At 70.8% G+C, this 24,940-nt stretch carries 19 protein-coding genes and 1 pseudogene; 12 read left to right on the top strand and 8 right to left on the bottom strand.

What is annotated here, in order from left to right; translation table 11 throughout:
• Positions 1 to 59 precede the first annotated feature (59 nt).
• The 4 genes from trmD (at position 60) to PSEJ35_RS0101280 (ending at position 2,467) form a co-directional block, all read left to right on the top strand.
• Positions 60 to 833 (top strand): tRNA (guanosine(37)-N1)-methyltransferase TrmD, encoded by a 774-nt coding sequence (trmD, locus tag PSEJ35_RS0101295; RefSeq protein WP_028916202.1) that lies wholly within the window; start codon positions 60 to 62, stop codon positions 831 to 833.
• Positions 834 to 1,030: 197 nt separating this feature from the next.
• The gene (gene rplS, locus PSEJ35_RS0101290) at positions 1,031 to 1,426 is read left to right on the top strand and encodes a 50S ribosomal protein L19 (RefSeq protein WP_028916201.1); all 396 of its coding nucleotides are present in this window, start codon (positions 1,031 to 1,033) and stop codon (positions 1,424 to 1,426) included.
• 317 nt (positions 1,427 to 1,743) lie between these two features.
• Entirely contained in the window at positions 1,744 to 2,070 is a 327-nt protein-coding gene (locus tag PSEJ35_RS0101285; protein ID WP_028916200.1) for a hypothetical protein, read from the top strand.
• A complete protein-coding gene (locus tag PSEJ35_RS0101280; protein ID WP_028916199.1) occupies positions 2,063 to 2,467 on the top strand; it encodes a S4 domain-containing protein in 405 nt (134 codons plus the stop codon). Before PSEJ35_RS0101285 ends, PSEJ35_RS0101280 begins: the two co-directional genes overlap by 8 nt.
• Positions 2,468 to 2,797: 330 nt before the next feature.
• On the opposite strand, the gene PSEJ35_RS0101275 is transcribed toward PSEJ35_RS0101280, so the two are convergent.
• From PSEJ35_RS0101275 to PSEJ35_RS0101265, 3 genes are all read right to left on the bottom strand, one after another.
• The gene (locus tag PSEJ35_RS0101275) at positions 2,798 to 3,409 is read right to left on the bottom strand and encodes a DUF937 domain-containing protein (RefSeq protein ID WP_028916198.1); all 612 of its coding nucleotides are present in this window, start codon (positions 3,407 to 3,409) and stop codon (positions 2,798 to 2,800) included.
• 363 nt (positions 3,410 to 3,772) lie between these two features.
• Complete coding sequence (gene katG, locus PSEJ35_RS0101270) at positions 3,773 to 5,998, bottom strand: catalase/peroxidase HPI (RefSeq protein ID WP_028916197.1); 2,226 nt, start codon at positions 5,996 to 5,998, stop codon at positions 3,773 to 3,775.
• A gap of 408 nt (positions 5,999 to 6,406) precedes the next feature.
• Complete coding sequence (locus PSEJ35_RS0101265) at positions 6,407 to 7,480, bottom strand: cytochrome-c peroxidase (protein WP_028916196.1); 1,074 nt, start codon at positions 7,478 to 7,480, stop codon at positions 6,407 to 6,409.
• Between the two features lie 123 nt (positions 7,481 to 7,603).
• Here PSEJ35_RS0101265 and PSEJ35_RS15055 point away from each other — a divergent pair.
• The 3 genes and pseudogenes from PSEJ35_RS15055 to PSEJ35_RS0101250 form a co-directional block, all read left to right on the top strand.
• Positions 7,604 to 8,269 (top strand): annotated as a pseudogene (locus PSEJ35_RS15055) (YafY family protein); the annotation flags it as partial.
• 287 nt (positions 8,270 to 8,556) lie between these two features.
• The gene (locus tag PSEJ35_RS0101255; protein ID WP_028916195.1) at positions 8,557 to 9,198 is read left to right on the top strand and encodes a glutathione S-transferase family protein; all 642 of its coding nucleotides are present in this window, start codon (positions 8,557 to 8,559) and stop codon (positions 9,196 to 9,198) included.
• Between the two features lie 3 nt (positions 9,199 to 9,201).
• The gene (locus PSEJ35_RS0101250) at positions 9,202 to 9,606 is read left to right on the top strand and encodes a GFA family protein (protein ID WP_028916194.1); all 405 of its coding nucleotides are present in this window, start codon (positions 9,202 to 9,204) and stop codon (positions 9,604 to 9,606) included.
• Between the two features lie 180 nt (positions 9,607 to 9,786).
• On the opposite strand, the gene mutS is transcribed toward PSEJ35_RS0101250, so the two are convergent.
• From mutS to PSEJ35_RS17090, 3 genes are all read right to left on the bottom strand, one after another.
• Complete coding sequence (gene mutS / locus PSEJ35_RS0101245) at positions 9,787 to 12,384, bottom strand: DNA mismatch repair protein MutS (protein ID WP_028916193.1); 2,598 nt, start codon at positions 12,382 to 12,384, stop codon at positions 9,787 to 9,789.
• A 49-nt stretch (positions 12,385 to 12,433) separates the two neighbouring features.
• Entirely contained in the window at positions 12,434 to 13,888 is a 1,455-nt protein-coding gene (locus tag PSEJ35_RS0101240) for a diguanylate cyclase (protein WP_156924693.1), read from the bottom strand.
• Positions 13,889 to 14,153: 265 nt separating this feature from the next.
• Positions 14,154 to 16,886, bottom strand: a complete 2,733-nt coding sequence (locus PSEJ35_RS17090) for a winged helix-turn-helix domain-containing protein (RefSeq protein ID WP_037082058.1) — start codon at positions 16,884 to 16,886, stop codon at positions 14,154 to 14,156.
• Between the two features lie 275 nt (positions 16,887 to 17,161).
• Between PSEJ35_RS17090 and PSEJ35_RS0101230 the strand changes: the two genes are divergently transcribed.
• From PSEJ35_RS0101230 to ubiB, 5 genes are all read left to right on the top strand, one after another.
• Complete coding sequence (locus PSEJ35_RS0101230; RefSeq protein ID WP_028916191.1) at positions 17,162 to 17,674, top strand: hypothetical protein; 513 nt, start codon at positions 17,162 to 17,164, stop codon at positions 17,672 to 17,674.
• Between the two features lie 8 nt (positions 17,675 to 17,682).
• Positions 17,683 to 18,696, top strand: a complete 1,014-nt coding sequence (locus tag PSEJ35_RS15045) for a cation diffusion facilitator family transporter (protein WP_084635391.1) — start codon at positions 17,683 to 17,685, stop codon at positions 18,694 to 18,696.
• A 196-nt stretch (positions 18,697 to 18,892) separates the two neighbouring features.
• Complete coding sequence (locus PSEJ35_RS0101220) at positions 18,893 to 21,529, top strand: TonB-dependent receptor (protein WP_028916190.1); 2,637 nt, start codon at positions 18,893 to 18,895, stop codon at positions 21,527 to 21,529.
• 115 nt (positions 21,530 to 21,644) lie between these two features.
• A complete protein-coding gene (locus PSEJ35_RS0101215) occupies positions 21,645 to 22,142 on the top strand; it encodes a CinA family protein (RefSeq protein ID WP_028916189.1) in 498 nt (165 codons plus the stop codon).
• A 37-nt stretch (positions 22,143 to 22,179) separates the two neighbouring features.
• Positions 22,180 to 23,862: a 2-polyprenylphenol 6-hydroxylase gene (ubiB, locus tag PSEJ35_RS0101210; RefSeq protein ID WP_028916188.1), complete on the top strand. Its 1,683-nt coding sequence runs from the start codon at positions 22,180 to 22,182 to the stop codon at positions 23,860 to 23,862.
• 227 nt (positions 23,863 to 24,089) lie between these two features.
• Here ubiB and PSEJ35_RS0101205 read toward each other — a convergent pair whose 3' ends face one another.
• Both PSEJ35_RS0101205 and PSEJ35_RS0101200 read right to left on the bottom strand, forming a co-directional pair.
• The gene (locus PSEJ35_RS0101205; RefSeq protein WP_028916187.1) at positions 24,090 to 24,299 is read right to left on the bottom strand and encodes a helix-turn-helix transcriptional regulator; all 210 of its coding nucleotides are present in this window, start codon (positions 24,297 to 24,299) and stop codon (positions 24,090 to 24,092) included.
• Positions 24,299 to 24,904 (bottom strand): hypothetical protein, encoded by a 606-nt coding sequence (locus PSEJ35_RS0101200; protein ID WP_028916186.1) that lies wholly within the window; start codon positions 24,902 to 24,904, stop codon positions 24,299 to 24,301. Before PSEJ35_RS0101200 ends, PSEJ35_RS0101205 begins: the two co-directional genes overlap by 1 nt.
• Positions 24,905 to 24,940 lie beyond the last annotated feature (36 nt).

Genomic DNA, 24,940 nt, shown 5'->3' with positions numbered 1-24,940 from the left:
TCGCCAGCGCTTCCTGCTTCTTCGAATCACCAATCCCGAATCACCAATCCCGGCTTTCCATGCGCCTCGACATCGTCAGCCTGTTCCCCGAAGAGGTCGATCGCTGCACGGCGTTCGGCGTCACCGGGCGTGCGCGCGAGCGTGGGCTGATCGGCCTGCACGGCTGGAACCCGCGCGATTACGCCGACGGCAACTACCGCAAGACCGACGACCGAACCTTCGGCGGCGGCCCGGGCATGGTCATGCTGGTCGAGCCGCTGCGGCGCTGCCTGGCCGCGGTGCGCGAAGCCGATCCGGCGCCGGTGCACGTGGTCTACCTGAGCCCGCAGGGCCGGCGCCTGGACCAGAAGCGCGTGCGCGAACTGGCGGCCATGCCGCGCCTGGTGCTGCTGTGCGGCCGCTACGAGGGCGTGGACGAGCGTCTGGTGCAGGCCGAGGTCGACGAGGAGCTGTCGATCGGCGACTACGTGCTGTCCGGTGGCGAACTGGCGGCGGCGGTGGTCATCGACGCGGTGGCGAGGCTGCAGGACGGGGCGCTGAACGACGCCGGCTCGGCCGAGCAGGACAGCTTCGAGGATGGCCTGCTGGACTGCCCGCACTACAGCCACCCGGTCGAGCACGCCTACGGCACCGTCCCGGCCGTGCTGCGTTCGGGCAACCATGCCGCGATCGCCCGCTGGCGCCGGCAGCAGGCGCTGGTCCGTACCTGGCAGCGGCGCCCGGACCTGCTGGAGGGCCGCGAGCTGTCGAAGGCCGACCGCAAGCTGCTGGAAGAAGGGCTGGCCGCGCTGGAACAGCGCCCGGACGGCAATCCGGAGCCGGCGGCCGGCTGAGGCGGTCCACCGCCGGTCGGGCGACTAGCCACGGGCGGCCCGGACCCGTTACAATGCCGGATTCCTGCGGGCGGCAGGCCCACCACGGGCGCCGAGGCAGGCATCCACAACAACAATCGCGCAGCGCAATCCGGCGACTGCGCCAGCCCTAAGTTGTCGAATACGACACGCCCACCCGAACTGAAGAGTCGGTCACCATGAGCAAGCTGAACAAGTCCATCATCGCGGAATTCGAGTCCGCCCAGATCACCCGCGAACTGCCGAAGTTCAGCCAGGGCGACACCGTCGTGGTGAACGTCAAGGTCAAGGAAGGCAACCGCGAGCGCGTGCAGGCCTATGAAGGCGTGGTCATCGCGATCAAGAACGCCGGCCTGAACTCGTCGTTCACCGTGCGCAAGATCTCGCACGGCTACGGCGTCGAGCGCGTGTTCCAGACCCACAGCGCCACCATCGACTCGGTCGAAGTGAAGCGCCGCGGCAAGGTCCGCGCCGGCAAGCTGTACTACCTGCGTGGCCTGGAAGGCAAGGCTGCCCGCATCAAGGAAGACCTGGCCGCCGTCGCCAAGGCCAAGGCCGAGAAGGCCGCCGGCTGATCGCCGCGCACCCTGGTGCATCCGCAACGGCCGCCTCCGGGCGGCCGTTCGCGTTTCCGTGGCTGGCAATCGGGCCGCCGTGCCCGCCATCGCCGGCGCGGTTGCCTTCCTCGCCCACATGCCATCCCCGGCGTGGGTGCCCTTGTAGAGCGGGGCTTGCCCCGCTGTCCCCGCCTGCCAGGGCGACACCGGGCGAAAGGTAGCGGGGCAAGCCCCGCTCTACAGGTGACGTCGCCCGCGCACGGCTGCGTGCGCCGGGCTGGCGCCCGACGCGGCCTCGGCGGCACACTGGGCTGGTTCCCACGGAAGGAGCGGTAATGGCGATGTCCAAGATTGCGGCCCTGGCGCGCATCGTGCCGGCCATGGGCCTGGTGGCGCTTCTCGGCGGTTGCGCGACCGGCGACCGGTACGCGGCTCTGGATTCCGCGCAGGGTCCCTGCGCGGCGCAGTACCGTGCACACCGCGACAGCGCACCGGCGCCCGCGGGACTGTCCCGCGAGGAGCGTGCCCGCTACGAGGAACGCAGGCGCGACTACCACGTCTCCCGCGACTGCCAGCGTGCGGCGGAGGCGGAAGTCACGATCTGGTCATCCGCTCCGTCGGACCCTATCAAGCCCGATTTCAGCGGCAAGCGCAGTGACTGAAGCAGTACCCCTGGAACATGTGCGGCTGGACGTGTGGTTGTGGGCCGCGCGTTTCTTCCGCACGCGCAGCCTGGCCAAGCAGGCGGTGGAAACCGGCAAGGTGGACGTCGCCGGCCAGCGCGCCAAGCCCTCGCGCTCGCTGCGGGTGGGCGAATCGCTGCAGGTCACCCGCGGCGAGGAGCGGTTCGACATCGTGGTCCGCGGCCTCAGCGAAATCCGCGGTCCGGCGCCGGTGGCGCAGGCCCTGTACGAGGAAACCGCCGAGTCGAAGACCCGCCGCGAGGAACAGCGCCTGCAGCGCGCCGCCATGCGCGACGGCTACCGTCCGCCGGAACACAAGCCGGACAAGCGCGCACGGCGCCTGATCCAGGCGCTGGGCGACATCGACGCGACGTAGCCTGGCACGTGCCGGTTTCGATGCCTTGAAAAGCCACAGCACGGGCTTCGGAAGAGGCCGCCGCCCCAAGGGGGTAAGGCGCGACAAAGCCCCTCTCCCACCAGGAGCGGGGCGATGGAAGCCACGCCCTCTACGCCCCCGAAGTCGCGCTGCCGCGACTGCGTCCGAAGCGCGCCACCTGGAAGCCGCCTCACTACCAGCAGCCGCGGCGTGATGCGGTGAGCCAGCGGGGCGTGCGATGCGCCAACCGTCGCCAGCGCCATGGTTCATTCCCGGCGCCCCCCTGGGGCTGCGGCGGCGCCGTCCGGAGCCGGTCACCGCGGCAAGCGCTCAGCGCTTTCCGCCGAACAGGCCCAGGCCGATGTTCAGCAGGTCGCTGGCGTCGACGTCGCCGTCGCCATCGCGGTCGAGCAGCGATTCCAGCGCGCCGCCGCCGGACTGCTGGCGCACCTGCGCGCGCTCCTGGCCGAGCAGCTGGCCCAGGCCGCCGGCGTCCAGGCCCTGCGCGCGGCTGCGGTTGGCCAGGAACGACAGCACGATCGGCGCCAGCACCGCCAGCAGCTTCATCGCCTGGCTGCTGCCCAGGCCGGTGGCCTGGCCCAGGCCCTGCGCCGCCCGCGGCTGCGCGCCGCCGAGGACGTGGCCGAGGATCGCCGCGCCGTCGGTCTGGCGGCTGTTGCCACCACCGCCGAGCACCGCGCCCAGCAGGCTGCCGATATCCGGGCCGCCGGCATGGTCGCGTTGCAGCGCGCCGAACAGGGCCTCGGCGCCCTGCGGCTGCGCGCTGTTGCGGCCCAGCGCGCCGAGCAGCAGCGGCAGCGCGGTGGCCACCGCATTGCTGGCCTGCGCCGGATCGGTGCCGAGCTGGCGCGCGATCTGCTGGATGGGCGCACCCTGCAACTGCGCGAACAGTTCCTGGGTGAGCAGGGGCTGCGTGTTCATGGCGGTCTCCTTACCCGGAGGACGGGAAGGCCACGATACGCCTGTCCGCGGGCGCCGACGGAACCTGCGACGTCGCTGCTTGCAGGAACAGGCCGGCTTCGCCGGGCCGCCGGGAACAGGCCCCATCCTGGAGGTGGCATGCCCTCGCAGCGTGCTGCGCGCCAGCGGGCGCACCTGGGAGCGCGCAGAACCCCCGCGAACGCCGGGTCGCTCGAGGCGCGCGGCCGGGCAGTGGCCGCGCCCGCCGTTCCCATCGGCAGCGCATGCTGTCCCGCGCATCCCAGGCCATGAGTGCAGGACGTCACGAACAAACGGCCCGGCGCTGGGCGCCGGGCCGTCGTGGTGCAGCAGGTAGCGCGTCGATCAGGCCAGCAGGTCGAAGCGGTCCAGGTTCATCACCTTGGTCCACGCGGCGACGAAGTCGTTCACGAACTTCTCCTGGCCGTCCGACGAGGCGTAGACCTCGGACAGCGCCCGCAGTACCGAGTTGGAGCCGAACACCAGGTCCACGCGGGTCGCCGTCCACTTCACCGCGCCGCCCTTGCGCTCGCGCACCTCGTAAAGCGTGCGGTCCTGCGAAGCCGGCTTCCACTCGTAGGCCATGTCGAGCAGGTTGGCGAAGAAGTCGGTGCTCAGCACGCCCGGGCGATCGGTGAACACGCCGTGGCGGCTGCCATCCCAGCTGGCGTCGAGGGCGCGCAGGCCGCCGACCAGCACGGTCATCTCCGGCGCGGTCAGGGTCAGCAGCTGGGCCTTGTCGACCAGCAGGTGCTCGGCCGGCACTTCCGACGGGCCCTTGATGTAGTTGCGGAAGCCGTCGGCGAACGGCTCCATGTGGCGGAAGGAGTCGACGTCGGTCTGCTCCTGCGCCGCATCGACGCGACCCGGGGTGAACGGCACCTCGACGTACACGCCGGCCGCCTTGGCCGCCTGCTCGATCGCCACGCCGCCGGCCAGCACGACCAGGTCTGCCAGCGACAGGCGGGTCTCAGGCTGCAGCGCTTCCAGCTTCTCCAGCACCTTGATCGCGCGCTGGTTGACCTGCCAGCCGCGCTGCGGCTCCAGGCGGATGCGCGCACCGTTGGCGCCGCCGCGCTTGTCGCCACCGCGGAAGGTCGAGGCCGAAGCCCAGGCCAGGGTGACCAGGTCGCCGGCCGGCAGGCCCAGCGCCTCGATCTTCGCCTTGGCGTCGGCGATGTCGGTGGTGGTCGGGTTGTGCACCGGCTTCGGCAGCGGGTCCTGCCAGATCAGGTCTTCGGCCGGCACTTCCGGACCGAGATAGCGCGCCTTCGGCCCCATGTCGCGATGGACCAGCTTGAACCAGGCGCGGGCGAAGGCGTTGGCGAAGGCCTGCGGATCGTCGCGGAAGCGGCGCGAGATCGGCCCGTAGATCGGGTCGAAGCGCAGCGACAGGTCGGTGGTCAGCATGGTCGGCTTGCGCTTGGGCGACTCCGGGGTCGGGCCCGGAATGAAGGGCTCGACGTCCTTGGCCACCCACTGGTGGGCGCCGGCCGGCGACCTGGTCAGCTCCCACTCGAAGTCGAACAGGAACTTGAAGAAGTCGTTGCTCCACTGCGCCGGGGTGCTGGTCCAGGTCACTTCCAGGCCGGAGGTGATGGTGTCGGCGCCCTTGCCGGTGCCGAAGCTGTTGGCCCAGCCCAGGCCCTGCATTTCCAGGTCGGCCGCTTCCGGATCCGGGCCGACGTGGTCGGCCGGGCCGGCGCCATGGGTCTTGCCGAGGGTGTGGCCGCCGGCGATGAGCGCGACGGTCTCCTCGTCGTCCATGCCCATGCGGCCGAAGGTCACGCGGATGTCGTGCGCGGCCAGCAGCGGATCCGGGTTGCCGTCGGGGCCTTCCGGGTTCACGTAGATCAGGCCCATCTGCACCGCGGCCAGCGGGTTTTCGAGGTTGCGGCTGTGGACCTTGCCGTCGGCATCGTCCTCGGAGACCAGCACGCTCTCGCCCTCGGGCTTGGGCACGCCTTCCGACCCGCGGGCATAGCGCTCGTCGCTGCCCAGCCAGGTCTTCTCGCGGCCCCAGTACACGTCCAGGTCCGGCTCCCAGGTGTCCTCGCGGCCAGCGCCGAAACCGAAGGTGCGGAAGCCGGCATGCTCCAGGGCGACGTTGCCGGCCAGGATCATCAGGTCGGCCCAGGAGATCTTCTGGCCGTACTTCTTCTTGATCGGCCACAGCAGGCGACGCGCCTTGTCGAGGTTGACGTTGTCCGGCCACGAATTGAGCGGGGCGAAGCGCTGCTGGCCCCGGCCGCCGCCGCCGCGGCCGTCACCGACGCGGTAGGTGCCGGCGCTGTGCCAGGCCATGCGGATCATCAGGCCGACGTAGCTGCCGAAGTCGGCCGGCCACCAGTCCTGCGAATCGGTCATCAGGGCCAGCAGGTCCTTCTTCAGGGCGGCGTAGTCCAGCTTCCTGAACTCCTCGCGGTAGTTGAAGTCCTTGCCCAGCGGGTTGGACTTCTCCGAGTGCTGGCTCAGCAGGTCAAGGCGCAACTGGTTCGGCCACCAGTCGCGATTGGTGGTGCCGGTGCCGGCCGCGCCGGCGTGGAAAGGACACTTCGTTTCGGTCGACATGGGACTGCCCCTCTGCTCTGGTGTCGCCGGTGCGTGGCGACGGATTGAAGCGATGCGGATCGCAGGATCCGCCGGCGTGGCTTCGCCGGCACTTTCGCGGTGGAAGAGCCGGTGCGGGGGCGCTTCCGTAGCCGCGGTGAATCGTCGAGCGACAGGTTAGGTATGTTGGGCTATCAATGAAAATTGTTAGTTGCGAACTTAACGATAGGAGCGAGCTATCGTTTGCGGGGCGTTTGCGACCCGGGAAAGGCCAAGCGCATCCGGTCCAGCACGAGGTCCGCAGCGCGGAGGGGCCAGGCGACGGGGCGCGGGCCACGCTCCTGGCCCGCGCCCTGCTGGAACTGTCGACCGTCCACCTGCCCGCCGCTCCGGGGGCTGTCGAGATTACTCCCGCCGCAGCGTGGTGGATCACTCCGGGCGCGGCGTGGTCGCCGTGCTCGGCGGCAGCACCGGATTGGACACCACCGGCTGCCGCCCGGTGAGCGTGTGCAGGAAGCGGGTGATGGCTTCGACCTCGCCGGCGTCGAGTTCGTGGCCCAGCTGGCTGCTGCCCATGATCGCCACGGCCTGGCCGAGGTCCCACACCTGGCCGCTGTGGAAGTAAGGCGCGGTGAGCGCGACGTTGCGCAGGGGCGCGGCGCGGAACACGTATTCGTCGCTGGCGGTCTGGGTCACCGCGAAGCGGCCCCTGTCACCGGTTGGCAGCACCTGCGCGCCGGGCTTCTCGACCACGCCGAACGGGTAGTAGGCCTGGCCGCCGATGTTTGGGCCGTTGTGGCAGCTGCTGCAGCCCTTGTCGATGAACAGCGACAGGCCGCGCAGTTCGGCCGCGTCGAGGCTGTCCTTGCCGGCGAGGAACTGGTCGAAGCGCGAGTCCGGCGTGACCAGGGTGGTCTCGAACGCTTCCAGCGCACGCGCCATGTTCTCGAAGTTGACCGGGTCGCGCTCGCCGGGGAAGGCCTTGCCGAAGGCTTCGACGTAGCCGGGGATGCTGCGCAGCGTCGCTTCCACGCGTTCGGGCGTGTTGTTCATCTCGACGCTGGCCTGGACCGGGCCCTTGGCCTGTTCCTTGAGGTCGGCGGCGCGGCCGTCCCAGAACTGGGCGACGTTGAGCACCGCGTTGAGCACGGTCGGCGAGTTGCGCGGGCCCTTCTGCCAGCCGTGGCCGATCGAGGTGGGGACGTTGTCGGCGCCGCCGGTGGCGACGTTGTGGCAGGTGTTGCAGCTGAGCACGTGGCTGCGCGACAGGCGCGGTTCGAACCACAGCGACTTGCCCAGCTCGATCTGCGCCGGGGTGATCTTCTCCCCGCGCACCTCGTCGATCTTCTGCGGGATCGGGCCAAACAGTGCCTTGGCGGTCTCGCGCAGCGAGGCCGCGTCGGGCGCGGGCGTGGTGGATGCGGCGGGCGCCGGGGTGGCGGCGTGCAGGCTGGCGCAGGCCAGGACCAGGGCAGTGGCGAGGAGGGTGGCGCGGTGGCGCATCGCAGGAATCTCCGGTGGGGCTTCCACCGTTCTTATCCGCCGGTGCGTGGGCGGCGGCATTGACTGCGATCAAAGCCGCCTCCGCCGCTATGCTTGGGGCCCTTCGTGCGAGGCCCCGAACGGATGACGACCCGCGCCACGCGCCTGCTGCGGATGCTCGACGAACTGCGCCAGCGGCGCGGTCCGGTGCGTGGTGCGCAGCTGGCCGCGCGCCTGGGCGTGAGCCTGCGCACGGTCTACCGCGACATCGACGCGCTGCGCGCGCAGGGCGCGGAGATCGACGGCGACGTCGGCGTCGGCTACCGGATGCGCCCGGGCTTCGTGATGCCGCCGATGATGTTCCCGGACGAGGAGCTGGAGGCACTGGTACTGGGGGCACGCTGGGTGGCCTCGCATGCCGATCCCGAGCTGGCTGCCGCCGCCAACCGCGCGCTGGACCGGATCACCGGGGTGTTGCCGGAACGCCTGCGCCTGCAGGTGGAAACCAGCGGCCTGTTCGCCCCGCACTGGCGCCCACGCGACCCGGAACCGTGGCTGCCGGCGCTGCGCCAGGCGATCCGCGACGGCCACGCGGTGCGCATGCGCTACCGCGACGCGGAAGGACGCGACAGCGAGCGGGTGGTGTGGCCGTTCGCGATGGCCTTCCTCGACGACATGCGCCTGCTCGCGGCCTGGTGCGAGACACGCGCCGATTTCCGCCACTTCCGCGCCGACCGCGTGCTGGAGCTGGAAAACACCGGCCGCCCGTATCCCGAACAGCGCCACCAGCTGCTGCGCCGCTGGGAGCAGCAATGCCTGGGCCGCCGCGCAAGCCGGAGCAGTGATCCGATTACCCCTCTCCCCCCGGGGGAGGGGCAGGGGAGAGGACCGGGCGCGCAGCACACCTGAGGCACCGACGGACGTCCGCCCACCCGGGGCTTCTTTCGCGGTTGCCAAACGGTTTATCCGATACCGTCGGGCACCGACCCTCTCGCCAGACGTCTCCCGATGGGAGGGGGAGTGTGCAACGCTACTGACACTTGCTGTCAGCAGCCCCGCTGCAGACTTCCGGTTCCTTCCAGTGACGGAGACGACCGATGGGCAAGACGCTGACCTTCTACACCAACCCGCAGTCGCGGGCGCGCATCACCCGCTGGATGCTGGAGGAGACCGGGCTGCCCTACGAGGAAGTCGTGCTCGACTTCGGCACGACGATGAAGTCGCCCGGATACCTGGCGATCAATCCGATGGGCAAGGTGCCGGCGATCCGGCACGGCGACCTCGTCGTCACCGAGAACGCCGCGATCTGCGCCTACCTGGCCGACCTGGTGCCGGAGACGGGCCTGGCGCCGCCGGTCGGCTCGCCGGAGCGCGGCAGCTACTACCGCTGGTTGTTCTTCCTCGCCGGCCCGGTGGAATCGCTGCTGACCGCGAAGGAGACCGGCGCCCTGGCCAACCCGCTGGCCGCCGGTTACGGCACGGAGGCCGACCTGCTGCGCACGCTGGAGCAGGCGGTGGCCGGGCGCCAGCACCTGGTCGGCGACCGCTTCACCACCGCCGACCTGCTGATGGCGGCCTTCCTCGGTTACTACATGTGGATTGGCGCGCTGGAGAAGAGGCCGGCGTTCACCGCCTTCGCCCAGCTGCATGCGTCGCGCCCGGCGGCGGTGGCCGCCAACGCGCGCGACGACGAGCTGGCGGCGGCTCATCCGTTCCAGCCAGCGGCCCAGGAGGCCTGAAGCATGGACAGGACCTGCCACGGCAGCTGCCACTGCGGCGCGGTGCGTTACCGGGCCACGCTCGACCTGGCTGCCGGCACCGGCAAGTGCAACTGCACCTACTGCAGCAAGATCCGTAACTGGAGCGCGACGCCGAAGGACTTCCAGCTGCTGCAGGGCGAGGAAGCGCTGGGCGACTACGCCAAGGACTGGGGCGAGGGCAACATCCACCACCGTTTCTGCAGCCGCTGCGGCGTGACGGTCTACGGGCACGGTTACATCCCGCAGGCCGGTGGCGCCTTTGTTTCGGTGCAGGTCAACACCCTGGACGACGCCAGCATCGACGAGCTGGTTTCCGGGCCGATGCACTACGCCGACGGATTGCACGACAACTGGATGAACCCACCCGCCGACACCCGTGCGATGTAGGTACTCCGCCCCGCTCCCGGAGGGAAAGCGGGAAAGGCCGCCTCGTAGAGCGGGGCTTGCCCCGCTGCCTGCCGCGACACCACCTCCGGTGCGTGGGACCGGGCAAGCCCGGCGCCACGACGCGTAGCCCGGGTAAGCAAAGCGCACCCGGGGCCCTGCGTGGCCAACGGCGACGATGCGTTACAGCAGCGACTTCAGCCGGTAGAGGGCTTCCAGCGCCTGCTTCGGCGTCAGCTCGTCCGGGTCCAGTGCGGCCAGTGCTTCCTGCGCCGCCGAAGGCGCGGCGGCGAACAGGCCGAACTGTTGCGGCGCATCCAGCGCCTGCGGGGCGACCTCGGCCGCGTGCGTCTCGCGACCGCGCTGCTCCAGCTCGGCCAGGCGGCGACGCGCCTGCTGCAGCGTCGCCTTCGGCAGGCCGGCCAGCGCCGCCACCTGCAGGCCGAAGCTGCGGTCGGCCGCGCCTTCGCGCACCGCGTGCATGAACACCAGCGAATCGCCGTGCTCCACCGCGTCCAGGTGCACGTTGGCGATGCCGCTTTCCGGCGTGGCCAGCGAAGTCAGCTCGAAGTAGTGGGTGGCGAACAGGGTCCAGCAGCGGTTGACGGTAGCGAGGTGGCGCGCCACCGCGTCGGCCAGGGCCAGGCCGTCGTAGGTCGAGGTGCCGCGGCCGATCTCGTCCATCAGCACCAGCGACTGCGGCGTGGCGTGGTGCAGGATGTAGCTGGTCTCGGCCATCTCGACCATGAAGGTGGACTGGCCGCGCGCGAGGTCGTCGCCGGCGCCGATGCGGGTGAGGATGCGGTCGATCGGGCCGATCTGCGCCCGCGCCGCCGGAACGAAGCTGCCGATGTGCGCCAGCAGCACGATCAGCGCGTTCTGGCGCATGTAGGTGCTCTTGCCGCCCATGTTCGGACCCGTGATCACCAGCATCCGCCGCGCGCTGCCGTCGCGGTCGCCATAGAGTTCGAGGTCGTTGGGCTCGAACGGCTCCTCGCGCACCGCCTCGACCACCGGATGGCGGCCGCGCTCGATGCACAGGCAGGGCGCGTCGGTCAGCTCCGGGCGCGACCAGTCCAGCGCCTGCGCGCGCTCGGCGAAGCAGGCCAGCACGTCCAGTTCGCTCAGCGCGGCGGCGCAGCGCTTGAGCGGCTCCAGCACGGTGTTGAGCGAATCCAGCAGCGCGTCGTAGAGGAACTTCTCGCGTGCGAGCGCACGTTCGCGCGCGGACAGCACCTTGTCCTCGAAGGCTTTAAGTTCCTCGGTGATGTAGCGCTCGGCGCCGGTCAGGGTCTGGCGCCGGGTGTAGTGCACCGGGGCCTTGTCGGACTGGCCCTTGCTGATCTCGATGTAATAGCCGTGGACCCGGTTGTAGCCGACTTTCAGCGTGGCGATGCCGGTGGCCGCGCGCTCGCGCGCCTCCAGGTCGACCAGGAACTGGTCGGCATGGGTCGACAGCCGCCGCAGCTCGTCCAGCTCGGCGTCGTAGCCCTCGGCGATCACGCCGCCGTCGGCCAGCTTCAGCGGCGGCTGCGGGGCGATGGAAGAAGCCAGCAGGTGGGCAATCTCGTCGTGCTGGCCCAGTTCGTTCGACAGCGCCTGCAGCCGCGGCGAATCCAGCGGCGCCAGCGCCTGGCGGATGCCGGGCAGCAGGGCCAGCGCATCGCGCAGCGTCGACAGGTCGCGCGGCCGCGCCGAGCGCAAGGCGACGCGGGTGAGGATGCGTTCGACGTCGCCGAGCCCGCGGAAGCAGTCGCGCAGGCCGTCGTCGGCGCGCTGCTCGACCAGCGTCGCCACCGCATGGTGGCGGCCGCCGACCACGCCGCGGTCGCGCAGCGGCCGGTGCAGCCAGCGCCGGAGCAGGCGCCCGCCCATCGGGGTGATGGTCGAGTCCAGCACGCCCAGCAGGGTGTGGCGGGTCTGGCCGTCGACGCGGGTGTCCAGTTCCAGGTGGCGGCGGGTGGCGGCGTTCATCGCGATCGCCTCGCCGGAGGTTTCCAGCGCGATCGAGGTCAGGTGCGGCAGCTGCTGCTTCTGCGTCTCCTCGACGTAGCCCAGCAGCGCGCCGGCGGCGGCGATGGCCAGCGGGCGGTCGTCGATGCCGAAGCCGGTGAGGTCGTGCAGGCCGAAGAAACGCAGCAGCTGGCGGCGTCCGCTGTCCGGATCGAACAGCCACGGCGGCCGGCGCCGCAGCGCGCCGGCGGAGAGCGTGGGCCAGCCTTCCTCGTCCGGCACCAGCAGTTCGGCCGGTTCCAGGCGTGCCAGTTCGGCTTCGAGCTGGTCGGTGTTCTCGACCTCGTTGACCAGGAAGCGGCCGGCGGACAGGTCGGCCCAGGCCAGGCCATAACCGTTGCGACCGCGGGCCACCGCCATCAGCAGGGTGTCGCGGCGCTCGTCCAGCAGCGCCTCGTCGGTGACCGTGCCGGGAGTGACAATCCGCACCACCTTGCGCTCGACCAGGCCCTTGCTCGCCGCCGGATCGCCGATCTGCTCGCAGATCGCCACCGACTCGCCCAGCGCCACCAGCCGCGCCAGGTAGCCCTCGTAGGCGTGCACCGGCACGCCGGCCATCGGGATCGGCGCGCCGCCGGAGCTGCCGCGCTGGGTCAGGGTGATGTCGAGCAGGCGCGCGGCCTTGCGCGCGTCGTCGTAGAACAGCTCGTAGAAGTCGCCCATCCGGAAGAACAGCAGCAGGTCCGGGTACTCCGCCTTGGCGGCGAAGAACTGCTTCATCAGCGGGGTGTGTTCGGGCGCTGCGGACTTGTCTGCTGGCTTGGACATCGGCTCGGGGATATTGCGGGGCGGCCGATTGTACCGGCCGCGGCCCCGCTCAGCCCCGCAGGGCCTGCTGGCCGGGCGGCTCGGGCAGCGGGCCGTCGGCCACCACCACGCGGTCGCGGCCGCCGCGCTTGGCCTGGTACATGGCCGCGTCGGCGCGGGCGAGCACGCGTTCGTAGTCCGGGTGCCCGTCCTGCATTGCGACGCCGATGCTGGCGGTCAGCTGCAGGCGCTCGCCGCCGGGCAGCGCCAGCGGCGCTTCGGCGATCGCCCGGCGCAGGGCGTGGGCGATGGCCACCGCCTCGGTCTGGCTGACCGAGCCCAGCACCACCACGAACTCCTCGCCGCCATAGCGGAACAGGTAGTCGCTGCCACGGGTGTTCTCGACCAGGATCGAGGCCACGTGCTGCAGGGCGCGGTCGCCGGCCTCGTGGCCGTGGTTGTCGTTGATCGACTTGAAGTGGTCCAGGTCCAGCATCAGCACCGCGAACTGGCGGCCGGTATTGGCCTGCAGCGCGACTTCGCGGCGCAGGATGGTCGGCAGGAAGCGGCGGTTGAGCAGGCGGGTGAGGGCGTCGCGACCGGACTCCAGGTCGCCGATGCCCTCGAACAGGATCCCGACCAGGTTGCGGATCTCGCCCGTCCAGCCGCGGATGTCCTCGAGCAGGGCGCGGCGGCCGGCGGCGTCGGCGGCCGCGGGCAGACGTTCGCGCAGCTCGCCGTCGATGCGCTCGGTGAGCTCGCCGACCTGGCGGGTCTCGGTGGTCTCGCCAAAGCTGGCCAGGCCCTTGTGCAGGAACCACAGGCCGAACTCCGAACGCGACAGCAGCAGGTTTTCCACCGGGCCGGGCTGTTCGGCGGTCAGCGCGTAGAGCAGGGCGTTCTCCCAGGCCAGCAGCAGGGCGCGCTGGCGCTCGCGTTCGGTGCCTACGTTCTGGATCAGCGAGAACAGACGGAACGAGCCGTCCAGTTCGCCGGCGGCTTCGCGCGAGCGGGTGTAGGAGCGGGTCATCGATTCCAGAGCCAGGTCGAACAGCACGCCCGCGTGCACGCAGGCCTCCAGCGCCAGGGCGTCGTCGCCGGCGCGCTGGCGGATCGCCGCGTAGAGGACCTCCTTGAGCATGCGCATGCCACGCCCGACCAGGTCCACCGGGATGCCGATGCGGGCATGCACGTGGCCGATGTGCTCGTGCAGTCGCTGCAGGTCCGCCGTGTCATCGATCCCGGCGCGCACCAGCTGCCGCGCCCAGCGCTGCAGCGATGGCTTGAGCCGTTCCTGGACCTGGCCCGGATCGAGGAAGCGGGCGGCACGCGGATCCGCCAGCAAGCCGTCGTAGAAGTGCTCGGCCAGGGCCGGGCCGTGGGCGTCCACCAGTTCCTGGAGCATGGCCGCGAGTGGGACCGGCACGCCGGCGACCCGACGCTTCCAGTCCTCGATCAGGCGGAGGTCGGGTGGGGTCTGCTCGGGGGATTGCGCAGCTGGCGTCATGGTGGCGGTACGGTCCATGCCCAATTATCGCCCGCAGGCCCGGCCCCGTGTGCTGAACGGCGGTCATGGCTGGACAGAGGGTGGGCGCATGTTGCGCCGGTTGCGCCGCCCACGGGTTCGCGCCGCAGGCGGTGGCCGTTGCGGCCTCGGGCCAGGCGGGAGCCAACGGGAAGCGTCTGTCCTGCCCGGGTGTGCGGGCCACGGTCGCGGCATCTCCGACGCGAGGCACGGGCCGATGTGTTCTGGCCCTGTGCGGGCGCGGAAGGGCCCGCACAGGGCGCCCTCAGCCGCGCAGCAGCGCGCGGAGGTGGTCGAGCTCGCCGGCTTCGTCCAGCTTCAGGTCCTCCAGGCCCTCGAGCGCTTCGGCCAGCAGCTCGCGTCCACGCTCGACCTCGCCGGTGCCGAGCAGGTTCTCGCCGCGCAGGGCCTGGAGCCGGTGGCGCCAGCCGGGCGTCGAGTCGCCGGCGGTGAGGACCTCCGGATCCAGTGGCGCCATCCGCGCCAGCGCCTCGGCATGGCGGCCCTGGCGGGTGAGCAGTTGCGCGAGGGTGAAGGTATAGACCTGGGCGTGCGGGTTGGCGTCGCCGCCTTCCTTGCGCAGCCGGGCGACGATGTCCTCGAGGAGGCGCATCGCCGCCACCTGGTCGCCGCATTCGGCTTCCTGCTCCGCCAGGTTGCCGGCCTCGACCAGGGTGCCCTGCGAATCGGCACCGAAGCTTTCCACCATGCCGGCATGGACGGTGCGCATGGAAGCCAGCGCGGCCGGGCAGTCGCCGCCACGCGACTGGATGCTGGCCACCGTCGACAGCTGCACCAGCGCCTGCCAGCTCTTCTCGCCCATGACCCTGGCCGAGGCCTGCTGGGCGGTCATCGCCAGCGGCAGCGCTTCGGTGTAACGGCCCTGGTTGCGCAGCACGCGCGCCAGGTTCATGTGCAGGGCCGAGACATAGATGTCGCCGATCTTCTCCGCCGCGTAGCGCGGATCGGCCAGCGTTTCCCTGAGCAGGGCCTCGGCGTCGTCCAGCCTGTCCAGGCGCAGGTAGGTGTCGGCGAGATTGACGCGGATGCCGGCGCCCAGCTGCGCGTCGTCGGCCAGCACCAGGCGTTGCAGCTGGTCGGCCCGGCGCAGGGCGGGCTCGGCTTCCTTCACCTTCTGCTGCTGGTTATGGAGCACGCCGCGCAGGTAGGCGGCACGCAGCGCCACCAGGCTTTCGTCGCCCAGGCGCGCGCCGGCCAGCGCGTCGGTTTCCTCCAGGTAGGCGGCGGCTTCGGCGAACTTCTGCGCGTAGGCCAGCATGCCGACCAGCTCGTAGCGCGCGCGGACAGTGACCTCGTCGGCCGGGCCGAACGCCTTTTCGTAGCTGGCCACGGCGGCGCGCAGATGGCGCTCGCCCTTGCCGCGGTCGCCCAAGGAGCGCCAGGAGACGCCCAGAGCGCTCTGCACGCTGCCGAGAGTGGCGGGGTCGTCCTTGAACTTGCCGTCGATGCTCGCCGAGGCGTGGTCGAGCATGTCCTTGATGGTCGGTTCCTTCTCGTAGGCGCTGCCGCCCGGCGCCAGCGCGCTGAGCAGGTCCTTGCTGAGGAACTGCACCACGGCTTCCGCGCGCCTGGCCTGCTGCTCGGCGCGCGTGTACTGCTCGGCGGTCCTGCGTTCGGCGGCGATGGAGCGCTGCAGCAGCCAGCTGGTGGTGCCGAGGCCCGCCACCAGCAGCACGCCGGCGGCGATGGCCCACGGTCGCCGCGCGCGCGCCTTCGCCAGCCTGCGTTCGCCTTCCTCCACCCGCGCCCGTACCGCCTGTTCCAGCGCCAGCTGCCCGCGGCGCGCCTCCAGCGTGCGGATCCTTCCGGCGAGTTCGGCGGCCGAGGCCGGACGCCTGGCCGGGTCGCCGTTCGCGGCCTCGGCGATGTCCCTGCGCAGCAGCGGATCGTCGACGTCCTGCTCCCAGCCCGGCGAGAGCGGACGGCGGAAGTCGCCGACGACCAGCTGGTACAAGGTCACGCCCAGCGCGTAGATATCGCTCCTGACCGTGGGGGACTGGCCCGCGGTCAGTTCCGGGGCCAGGTACAGCGGGGTACCGGTGGTGTCGTCGGCGAGCGCCTGGGTCCGGGTCAGGCCCAGGCGGGTGATTCCAAGCGCATCGATGCTGCCGCTGTCGAACAGCCGGCTGCTGCCGAAGTCGGCCACGCGCAGGTGCGGGGCGCCGTCGGCTTCGTAGACCAGCAGGTTGGCCGGCTTGATGTCCTTGTGCAGCACGCCGACGCCGTGCGCGGCGGCCACGGCTTCGGCGGCCTCGGCGAACAGCGCCAGGCGCTGCTCCAGCGGCAGGGTGGTGATGTCCTGGCCTTCGGGCCAGCGATCCAGGCTCACGCCGTCGTACCGGGCCTCGACGAAGTAGGGCGCGGCCTCGAAATCCCAGTCCAGGACGCGGACGAAGTCGTCGCGGTCGCCAAGCGCCTCGCGCAGGAGGCGGGCGATGGTCACCTCGCGCTTCAGGCTGTCCAGGCCGGTGCCTGCGAGGCTGAACTTGAACACGCGGGTGTCGCCGGTCTTGGCATGGCGCGCCAGCCATACCTCGTTGCCCTCGGTGCGGGCCAGCGGAGTGGCGAGCTTCCAGTTGGGGCGACGCGGTACCGCGTCGCCGACCGACAGGCGACTGGCTTCCGGCAGGAATTCCACCACCTTGCGCGACACCGGCACCGACAACCGGTAGCCGACACGGGCAAGGGTGGTGATCACTGCCTGGCCTTCGTCGTTCATGGCCCGGCGCAGCTTGCCGATGGTGTTGGTCAGCACGGCTTCGACCACGATGCGGCCGGCCCAGACCGAGGCGAGCAGTTCGTCCTTGGTGACGGCTTCGCCTGCGTGGCGCAGGAGGTACTGGAGCACTTCCAGCGGCTTGCGCTCGACCTCGACCGGCTGGCCGGCGACGCGCAGTTCCCAGCGCGCCTCGTCGAATTCGGCGTTACCGAAGGTCCAAAGATATGCGCGTGGCGCCGGCTCTCCGACCGTGTCCATCATCCCTGCTTTCCCCCGTGGGCGGCAGAAGGATCAGGGGCTTGCAGGCCGCTGACGTTCTGCTGCGTGCGCGACAGCCTAGCCGATGGCCGACCGCGATCACAACGCGGCGTGCCCGAAGGCATGGTTCCCGCAGGGCTTTGCCCGCGTTTCCGCAGGCGTAGCAGGAACCACAGGCCCGCAGGCGTACACTCGATGCAGGCGCTGTCGATGCGCCGCGATCCGCCCGGCCGGCGCCCGCGCGCCAGGCCTGGCGATGAAGCCGAGGAGGCCCGATGCGTGTCCCCCACCACGCCGCCGCCATCGTGCTCCTGGCCGCCGCGCTGGCGACCGGGACTGCCACGGCCGCCGATGCCGCTGCCGAGACCGCCAGCCTGGTGACCACACTGCGCCAGGTGCCGCCGGAGTCGAAGGAGCAGTTCCTGCTGCGTGTAGGCGCCTGGATGGCGGAACGGCAGGAGGACACCGGGCACGAGAGCTGCGGGAACATCTGCCGGACCAGCGGCGGCGAACTGGCCGTGATGCTGTTCACCAGCCAGCGCAGCCACTGGTGCCGGATGAGCTTCGCCTGCCCGCTGAGCCATCCGCACATGACCGCCGAGACCATTCACTCGCATCCGGCCTCGCCTGGCGGTGGCGGCTTCTCGCGCTCGGACTACCGGCTCGGCCCGGGCTACCTGGTGCGCGGTCGGCGCATGTACTACCAGGACGGTCCGGGCACCGCCGCGCCGTTCCCGGCGCCGGAGCCGCGGGACTGTAATAGTCTCCGCTGCGCAGGAAACCGATAGTGCGCGGCATGGCCCACCATCACGACCACGACCACCATCACGAGGCCGGGCACGGCCACCACGACCACGAGCATGGACACGGCCACGCCCATGGCCACCACCATGGCCCGGGCGGGCACAGCCATATCCCCGCGAAGATCCGCCACGAACGACCGCTGTGGTGGGCGCTTGGCCTGACCGCCACGGTGCTGCTGGTCGAGTTCGCCGGCGCCTGGTTCACCAACAGCCTGGCCCTGCTGTCCGACGCGGCGCACATGGCCACCGACACCCTGGCCCTGGCCATCGCCCTGGTCGCGGTGCGGCTGTCGCGGCGTCCGCCGGATGCACGGCGCACCTATGGCTACGCCCGCTTCGAGGCACTGGGTGCGCTGGCCAACGGCATGCTGCTGTTCGCGCTGGCCGGCTACATCCTGTGGGAAGCCTGGCAGCGCTTCCGTGCGCCGTTGCCGGTCGCCAGCATGGGGATGCTGGCGGTGGCGCTGGTCGGGCTGGTGTGCAACCTCGTCGCCATGCGCCTGCTCCATGCCGGCAGCGGCGAGAGCCTCAACATGAAGGGCGCCTACCTCGAGGTCTGGAGCGACATGCTCGGCTCGCTGGCGGTGGTGGTCGCCGCGCTGCTGATCCGCTGGACCGGCTGGGTGTGGATCGACCCGGTACTGGCGGTGATGATCGGCCTGTGGGTGCTGCCGCGGACCTGGGTGCTGGCGCGCGAGGCGCTCAACGTACTGATGGAAGGCGTGCCGCGCGGCCTGGACCTGGCCGCGGTGGACGCCGACCTGCGCGGTCACCCGGGCGTGGAGGGGGTCCACGACTTGCACGTCTGGGCCCTGGCTTCGCGCACCCCGGCGATGACCGCGCACGTGGTGGTGGTGGCCGGGGTCGATGCCTCGGAGGTGCGCCGCGGGCTGGCCGGGCTGCTCGAGCAGCGCCACGGCATCCGCCACGTGACCCTGCAGATGGAGGAGGGCCACGACGACGGCTGCGGCGGGCCCGGCTGCGGCCACGGTCGGGCTCCGGCCTGAGGGGCAGGGGAGTCCATCCCGAAACACGTGCCGGCGTATCGCCGCAGTGCAGAATGCGTCACACATGAGGGCGGTTTAACGTCGCCCTTACGTTTACGTATTCCGGACCACCACGGAGGCAACACCTGCCTCGCCCGCCAGGGCGCCCGCAGCAGCACGACACCACCAGATGCATCACCTTGAAGGGGAGGGGATCATGGCCTGTGCAAGCCTGCAACACACCGGACTCGCAATCGCTGTCGCCACCGCGCTGAGCGTCATCGCCGCCATGCCGGCCCACGCCCAGGAGGCCGCGGGACCGGCGAAGGAGGAACCGGTCACCCTGGCCGGCCTGACCGTCACCGCGCAGAAGCGCGAGGAAGCGCTGCAGGACGTGCCGATCTCGGTGACTGCGATCTCCGAACAGCTGCTGCGCGACACCGGCATCAGCGACATCAAGGACCTGCAGATCCTGGTGCCCGGCCTCACCGTGACCAGTACCCAGAGCGAGGCGATCACCACCGCGCGCATCCGCGGCATCGGCACGGTGGGCGACAACGTCGGCCTGGAATCCTCGGTGGGCGTGGTGATCGACGGCGTGTACCGGCCGCGCAACAGCGTCGGCTTCGGCGACCTCGGCCAGCTGGAGCGCATCGAGGTGCTGAAGGGCCCGCAGGGCACGGTGTTCGGCAAGAACACCTCCGCCGGCGTGATCAACGTGGTCACCCGCCGCCCGAGCTTCACCCAGAGCGCCGAAGGCGAGCTGACGGTGGGCAACTACGGCGCATGGGGCGTGTCGGGCGCCTACAACGACGCCATCGGCGAGAACAGCGCCTTCAACATCTACGCCGCCAAGCGCAGCCGCGACGGCTGGATGGACGTGCGCACCGGCAACGGCCCGCGCCGCGAGACCGACGACTACGACCAGAACTTCCACACCCTGCGCGCCAAGCTGCTGCTGGAGCCCACGGAGGACCTGGAGATCCTGGTCAGCACCGACTTCACCAGCCGCGAGGAGAACTGCTGCACGGCGGTGCAGACCACGGTCGGCGGCACCTCGGCGATCATCAACGCGGTGGCCGGCGGCGGCAAGGCGATCGCCGCGCCCGGCGACGATCCGTTCGGGCGGGTGGCCTACAGCAACCGCAGCACCGAGCAGGACATCAAGGACAAGGGCATCTCGGTGCAGGTCGACTGGGGCGGCATCGGCCTCGGCGACGCGACCCTGACCTCGATCACCGCGTGGCGCGACTGGCAGGCCATCAACGGCCTGGACTACGACTTCAGCACCGCCGACCTGATCTACCGCAACGCCGACGAGAACGAGTCGTTCAGCGGCTTCGAGACCTTCAGCCAGGAGCTGCGCCTGACCGGCGCCACCGACACGGTGGACTGGATGGTCGGCTTCTTCTATTCCGACGAAGACCTCACCCGCAGGGAGAGCTACCGCGTCGGCGCCGGCTACGAGCCGTACCTGTCGACCCTGGTCGGTTCGCAGCTGCTCGGGCAGATGGCCGCGGCGCTGGCGCCGATGGGGCTGAGCGTGGACACCTCCAACCCGGCGCTGCTGCTGTCGCAGGTCTCCGGGCGCCCGTTCGGGACCAATTTCACCGGACTGGGTGCGCTGGACCGCCACGAGCAGAGCGCGAAGAGCACGGCGCTGTTCACCAACAACACCTGGCACGCCACCGACGCCCTCGACCTGACCCTGGGCCTGCGCTACACCCGCGAGAAGAAGACGCTCGACTCGGCCTACAGCAATCCCAACGGCAGCGCCGGCTGCGCCGCGACCCTGGCCAACCCGACCGGTCGCGTCGGCGCGGCCATCGCCCAGCGCATCAACGGCTTCGCCTCGCTGCCCGGGCCGACCCAGCAGGCGATCCTGGCCCAGCTGCTGCCGGTGGCGGTGCCGGCGATCGCCGGACGCATGTGCCTGCCGTGGACCAACGTGCTCCACGACGGCCGCAGCGTGCACCAGTCCAGCGAGGAGAAGGAGTGGTCCGGCACCCTCAAGGCGGCCTACCGCTGGAGCGAGCAGGTGATGGGCTACGCTTCGGTCGCCCGCGGCTACAAGGGCGGCGGCTTCAACCTCGACCGCGTGCAGTCGGCCGACGGCAGCTCCGCCGGCGCGGCCGGCATCCTCCCGGCGGACGACACCTCGTTCCCGGCGGAGTTCGTCGACAGCTACGAGCTGGGCACCAAGACCACCTGGGCCGGCGGCAACCTGCTGTTCAACGCCGCGCTGTTCTACCAGAAGTACGAGGACTTCCAGCTCAACAGCTTCCTCGGCACCAGCTTCGTGGTGCGCTCGATCCCCGAGGTGGTGTCCAAGGGCGTGGACGCCGAGCTGCTGTGGCAGCCGGTGTCGGGGCTGATGGTCCAGGGCGGCCTGATGTACGCCAACACCCGTTACGGCGACGACATCCCGGGCGCGGACTTCGTCGAGCCCACCGGCGCCCTGTACAAGCTGCCCGGTGCGCAGATGAGCTTCGCGCCGAAGTGGTCCGGCTCGGCCTCGGTGACCTACGAGTGGGATCTCGCCGGCAACCTGGTCGGCCGCTTCAACCTCGGCGCCAAGTACATGTCCGACTACAACACCGGCTCGGACCTGGACGTGGAGAAGAAGCAGGACGCCTTCACCGTGGCCAACGCCAGGCTCGGCTTCGGCGCGCGCGACCAGCGCTGGATGCTGGAGCTGTGGGCGACCAACCTGTTCGATACCGAGTACGTGCAGGTGGGCTTCGACGGTCCGCTGCAGGTGGCCAGCAACGTGCCCAACGACCCGCTCAATACCTACAACGCCTTCCTCGGTGCGCCGAGGATGTACGGCGTGACCTTCCGCGCACGGTACTGACGGCGCGCGAAGTCAGCGATCAGGGGGGCGCCCGGTGCGCCCCCCTGATCCATCCGCGAGACAGGCGCGGCGGTTTGGGCTACAACTCGCGGCGAGCCCCTACTCCCGGATGCCGATGTCCACTCCCACCGACGCGCAGCTGCGCGAACAGGCCCAGGTCCTGGGCGACCGGCTGCGCGCCGCGCGCGATTCCCTGGTCACCGCCGAAAGCTGCACCGGCGGCTGGATCGCCAAATGCCTGACCGACATCGCCGGGTCCTCGGACTGGTTCGACTGCGGCATGGTCGTGTACAGCTACGAGGCCAAGCAGGCGCTGCTGGGCGTGCACCCGCAGACCCTGGAGGAGCACGGCGCGGTGAGCCGCGAGACCGCGATCGAGATGGTCTCCGGCGCGCTGGTCCACTCCGGTGCCACCGTGGCGGTGGCCGTGACCGGCATCGCCGGACCGGGCGGCGGCGGCCCGGGCAAGCCGGTGGGCACGGTGTGGATCGCGTGGAAGCGGCGCGGCGGTTACGCGCGCGCGCAGCTGTTCCATTTCGCCGGCGACCGCGAGGCGGTGCGCCGGCAGACCGTGGGCCAGGCGCTGCTCGGCATCGGGGAACTGCTGCCATGAACCAGCGCGCCGGTGGCTGGACGGAGGAGGGCACCTGATGTGGGAGACCCTGGGTACGGTCCGTGACCTGGGCCGGCTGCAGCAGATCGCCTCGGTCCTGATCGGCTACGGCTTCGGCGACATGGTCAGGCGCATCGGCATGGCCGGGGCGCTGGAACGCGCCGGCCGCATCCTGCACTGGCGCGACCCGGAGGCGATGGCGCACATGGCCCCGCCGGTGCGCGTGCGTCGCGCGCTGGAGGATCTGGGCCCGACTTTCGTCAAGCTCGGCCAGGTGCTGGCCACGCGCGTGGACCTGCTGCCGCCGGAATGGACCACCGAGCTGGGCAAGCTGCAGAACGCGGTGCCGGCACTGCCGTTCGAACAGGTACGCCCGCAGCTGGTCGAGGACCTGGGCGGCGATCCCGCGGAAGTCTTCGCGCGCATCGAGGAGACGCCGCTGGCCGCCGCCTCCCTGGCGCAGGCGCATCGTGCCTGGCTGGCCGACGGCAGCGCGGTGGTGCTGAAGATCCGCCGCCCTGGCATCCGCGACCTGGTCGAGGCCGACCTGCGCCTGCTGGCGCGCCTGGCCGAGATCGTCGAGGCGCGCGCGCCGGACCTGCGCCGCTACCGGCCCACCCAGGTGGTGCACGAGTTCAGCCTGTCGCTGCGCCGCGAGCTGGACTTCGCCGGCGAGGGGCGCAACGCCGAGCGCATCGCCGCCAACTTCGCCGGCAACGACGCCATCGTCGTGCCGAAGGTGTACTGGCAATGGACCTGCGAGCGGCTCAACGTGCAGCAGCTGCTCGACGGCATCCCCGGTACCGACCTGGCCGCGGTGGACGCCACCGGCCTGGAACGCGCCGCGCTGGCCCGCACCGGCGCCGACATCGTGCTGAAGATGGTGCTGGAGGACGGCTTCTTCCACGCCGACCCGCACCCGGGGAACATCTTCTACCTGCCGGGCGGGCGCATCGGCGTGATCGACTTCGGCATGGTCGGACGCATCTCCGACCAGCGCCGTTTCCAGATCGTGCAGCTGCTCCACGGCCTGGTCGCGCGCGAGCCGGAGGCGGTGGCCGACGTGCTGGTGGACTGGGGCGAGGGCAGCGGCGAGGTCGACGAATCGCGCCTGCAGGGCGACGTCGGCGCCTTCGTCGACCAGTACCGCGGGGTCCCGCTGAAGGACCTGCGCATGGGCCTGATGCTGTCGGACGTGACCGCGATCCTGCGCGAGCACGGGCTCAGCCTGCCGCCGGACCTGGCACTGATGATCAAGGCCTTCCTCACCCTCGAAGGCATGGGCCGGCAGCTGGACCCGGACTTCGACATGGCCGGCGCGGCGCGGCCGTACGTGGAGCAGGTGCTGCTGAAGCGCTGGTCGCCGCGCGCGCTGCTGCGGCGCGGACGCCGTGGTGTGCTGGACGCGCTGGAACTGGCCGGCGACATGCCGCGCGAACTGCGCCGGCTGCTGCGGATGACCCGGCGCGGGCGCCTGCACATGCAGATGGAGGTCACCTCGCTGAAGGCCTTCGGCGACCAGGTCGACCGCGCCGCCAACCGCCTGACCATGGGCGTGGTCACCGCCGCGCTGGTGATCGGCTCGTCGATCGTGATGCACAGCGCCGGCGGCGGCGTACCCAGCCGCTGGCTTCTGGCGCTGGGGGTGATGGGCTTCGTCGGTGCCGCCCTGACCGGGCTGTGGATCCTGCTGTCGATCTGGCGCAGCGGGAAGGGGTAGAGGGCATCCGCGCGCGCTTCCGCGCGGGCGTTCGTGCCGGTGGATGCGCGCCTGCTGGCGTGTCGCGCCGGGGGACTTCCCCCGTCGGCGGACGCCGCTTCCGTAGAGCGGGGCTCGCCCCGCTGCTTTCGACATGTCGCGGCAGGCGTGTAGAGCGGGGCTTGCCCCGCTGCTTTCCGCGTATGGCTTCGGCAGGCGGGGGAGCGGGGCAAGCCCCACTCTACGGGTCAGTCCCCGGGGCGGTATTCGAGCAGGTCGCCGGGCTGGCACTCCAGCACCCGGCAGATCGCCTCCAGTGTGGCGAAGCGCACGCCCTTGACGTGGCCCTGCTTGAGCAGCGACAGGTTGGTCTCGCTGATGCCGATGGCGTCGGCCAGCTCCTTCGACTTCATCTTGCGCCGCGCCAGCATCACGTCGAGGTTGACGACGATGGGCATCAGACGATGCTCCGCGCGTCGTCGGACGCGTCGGCGCCGATCCGGATCCGCCAGGCCAGGCTGTAGAGGCAGGTGCAGGCGACCACGGGCAGGCCGATGCCGGCGCCGAGGCCACCCAGGAAGTGCGGGATCGAGTCGAAGCCGGAGCGGATCGTGTCGACCACCACCCCGTCCAACGCCGCGATCACGTGGGCGAGGCCGGTCAGGACGCCGGCCAGCATCGGCAGCGCGATCAGGCTGATGACGATCGAGTGGGAGAGACGGCGCACTGCCGCGGCGGTCCTGCGGTTGAGCGGGGTCGGCTGGTCGAAGCGGTTGCCGAGGCGGTACAGCATGGCGATGGGCAGCAGCAGCTGCAGGCCGGTGAGGGCGAAGGCAGGGGTGAGCAGGACCTTGAGCACCGGGCCGAGGGCCGCCGGGTCGGAAACCACCAGGTCGAAATGCCGCGCCAGCAGGTCCGCATCCAGGGCGTCCGGCAGCAGCCAGAGCAGGGCCACCGCCCACAGCGTGTAGCCCACCAAGGCGACGCCGGCGGCCAGCGACACCCGGCGCAGCTTGCGGCCATGGCCGCGGACGTTGTCTTCGACGGTACGCAGCGGTTCCATCTGCAAATCCCGGGTAATGGAATTTATGCAGAACAT

It is taken from the genome of Pseudoxanthomonas sp. J35 (assembly GCF_000513995.1).
GTDB lineage: Bacteria > Pseudomonadota > Gammaproteobacteria > Xanthomonadales > Xanthomonadaceae > Pseudoxanthomonas.
This window is presented reverse-complemented; position numbering and strand designations above follow the sequence as displayed.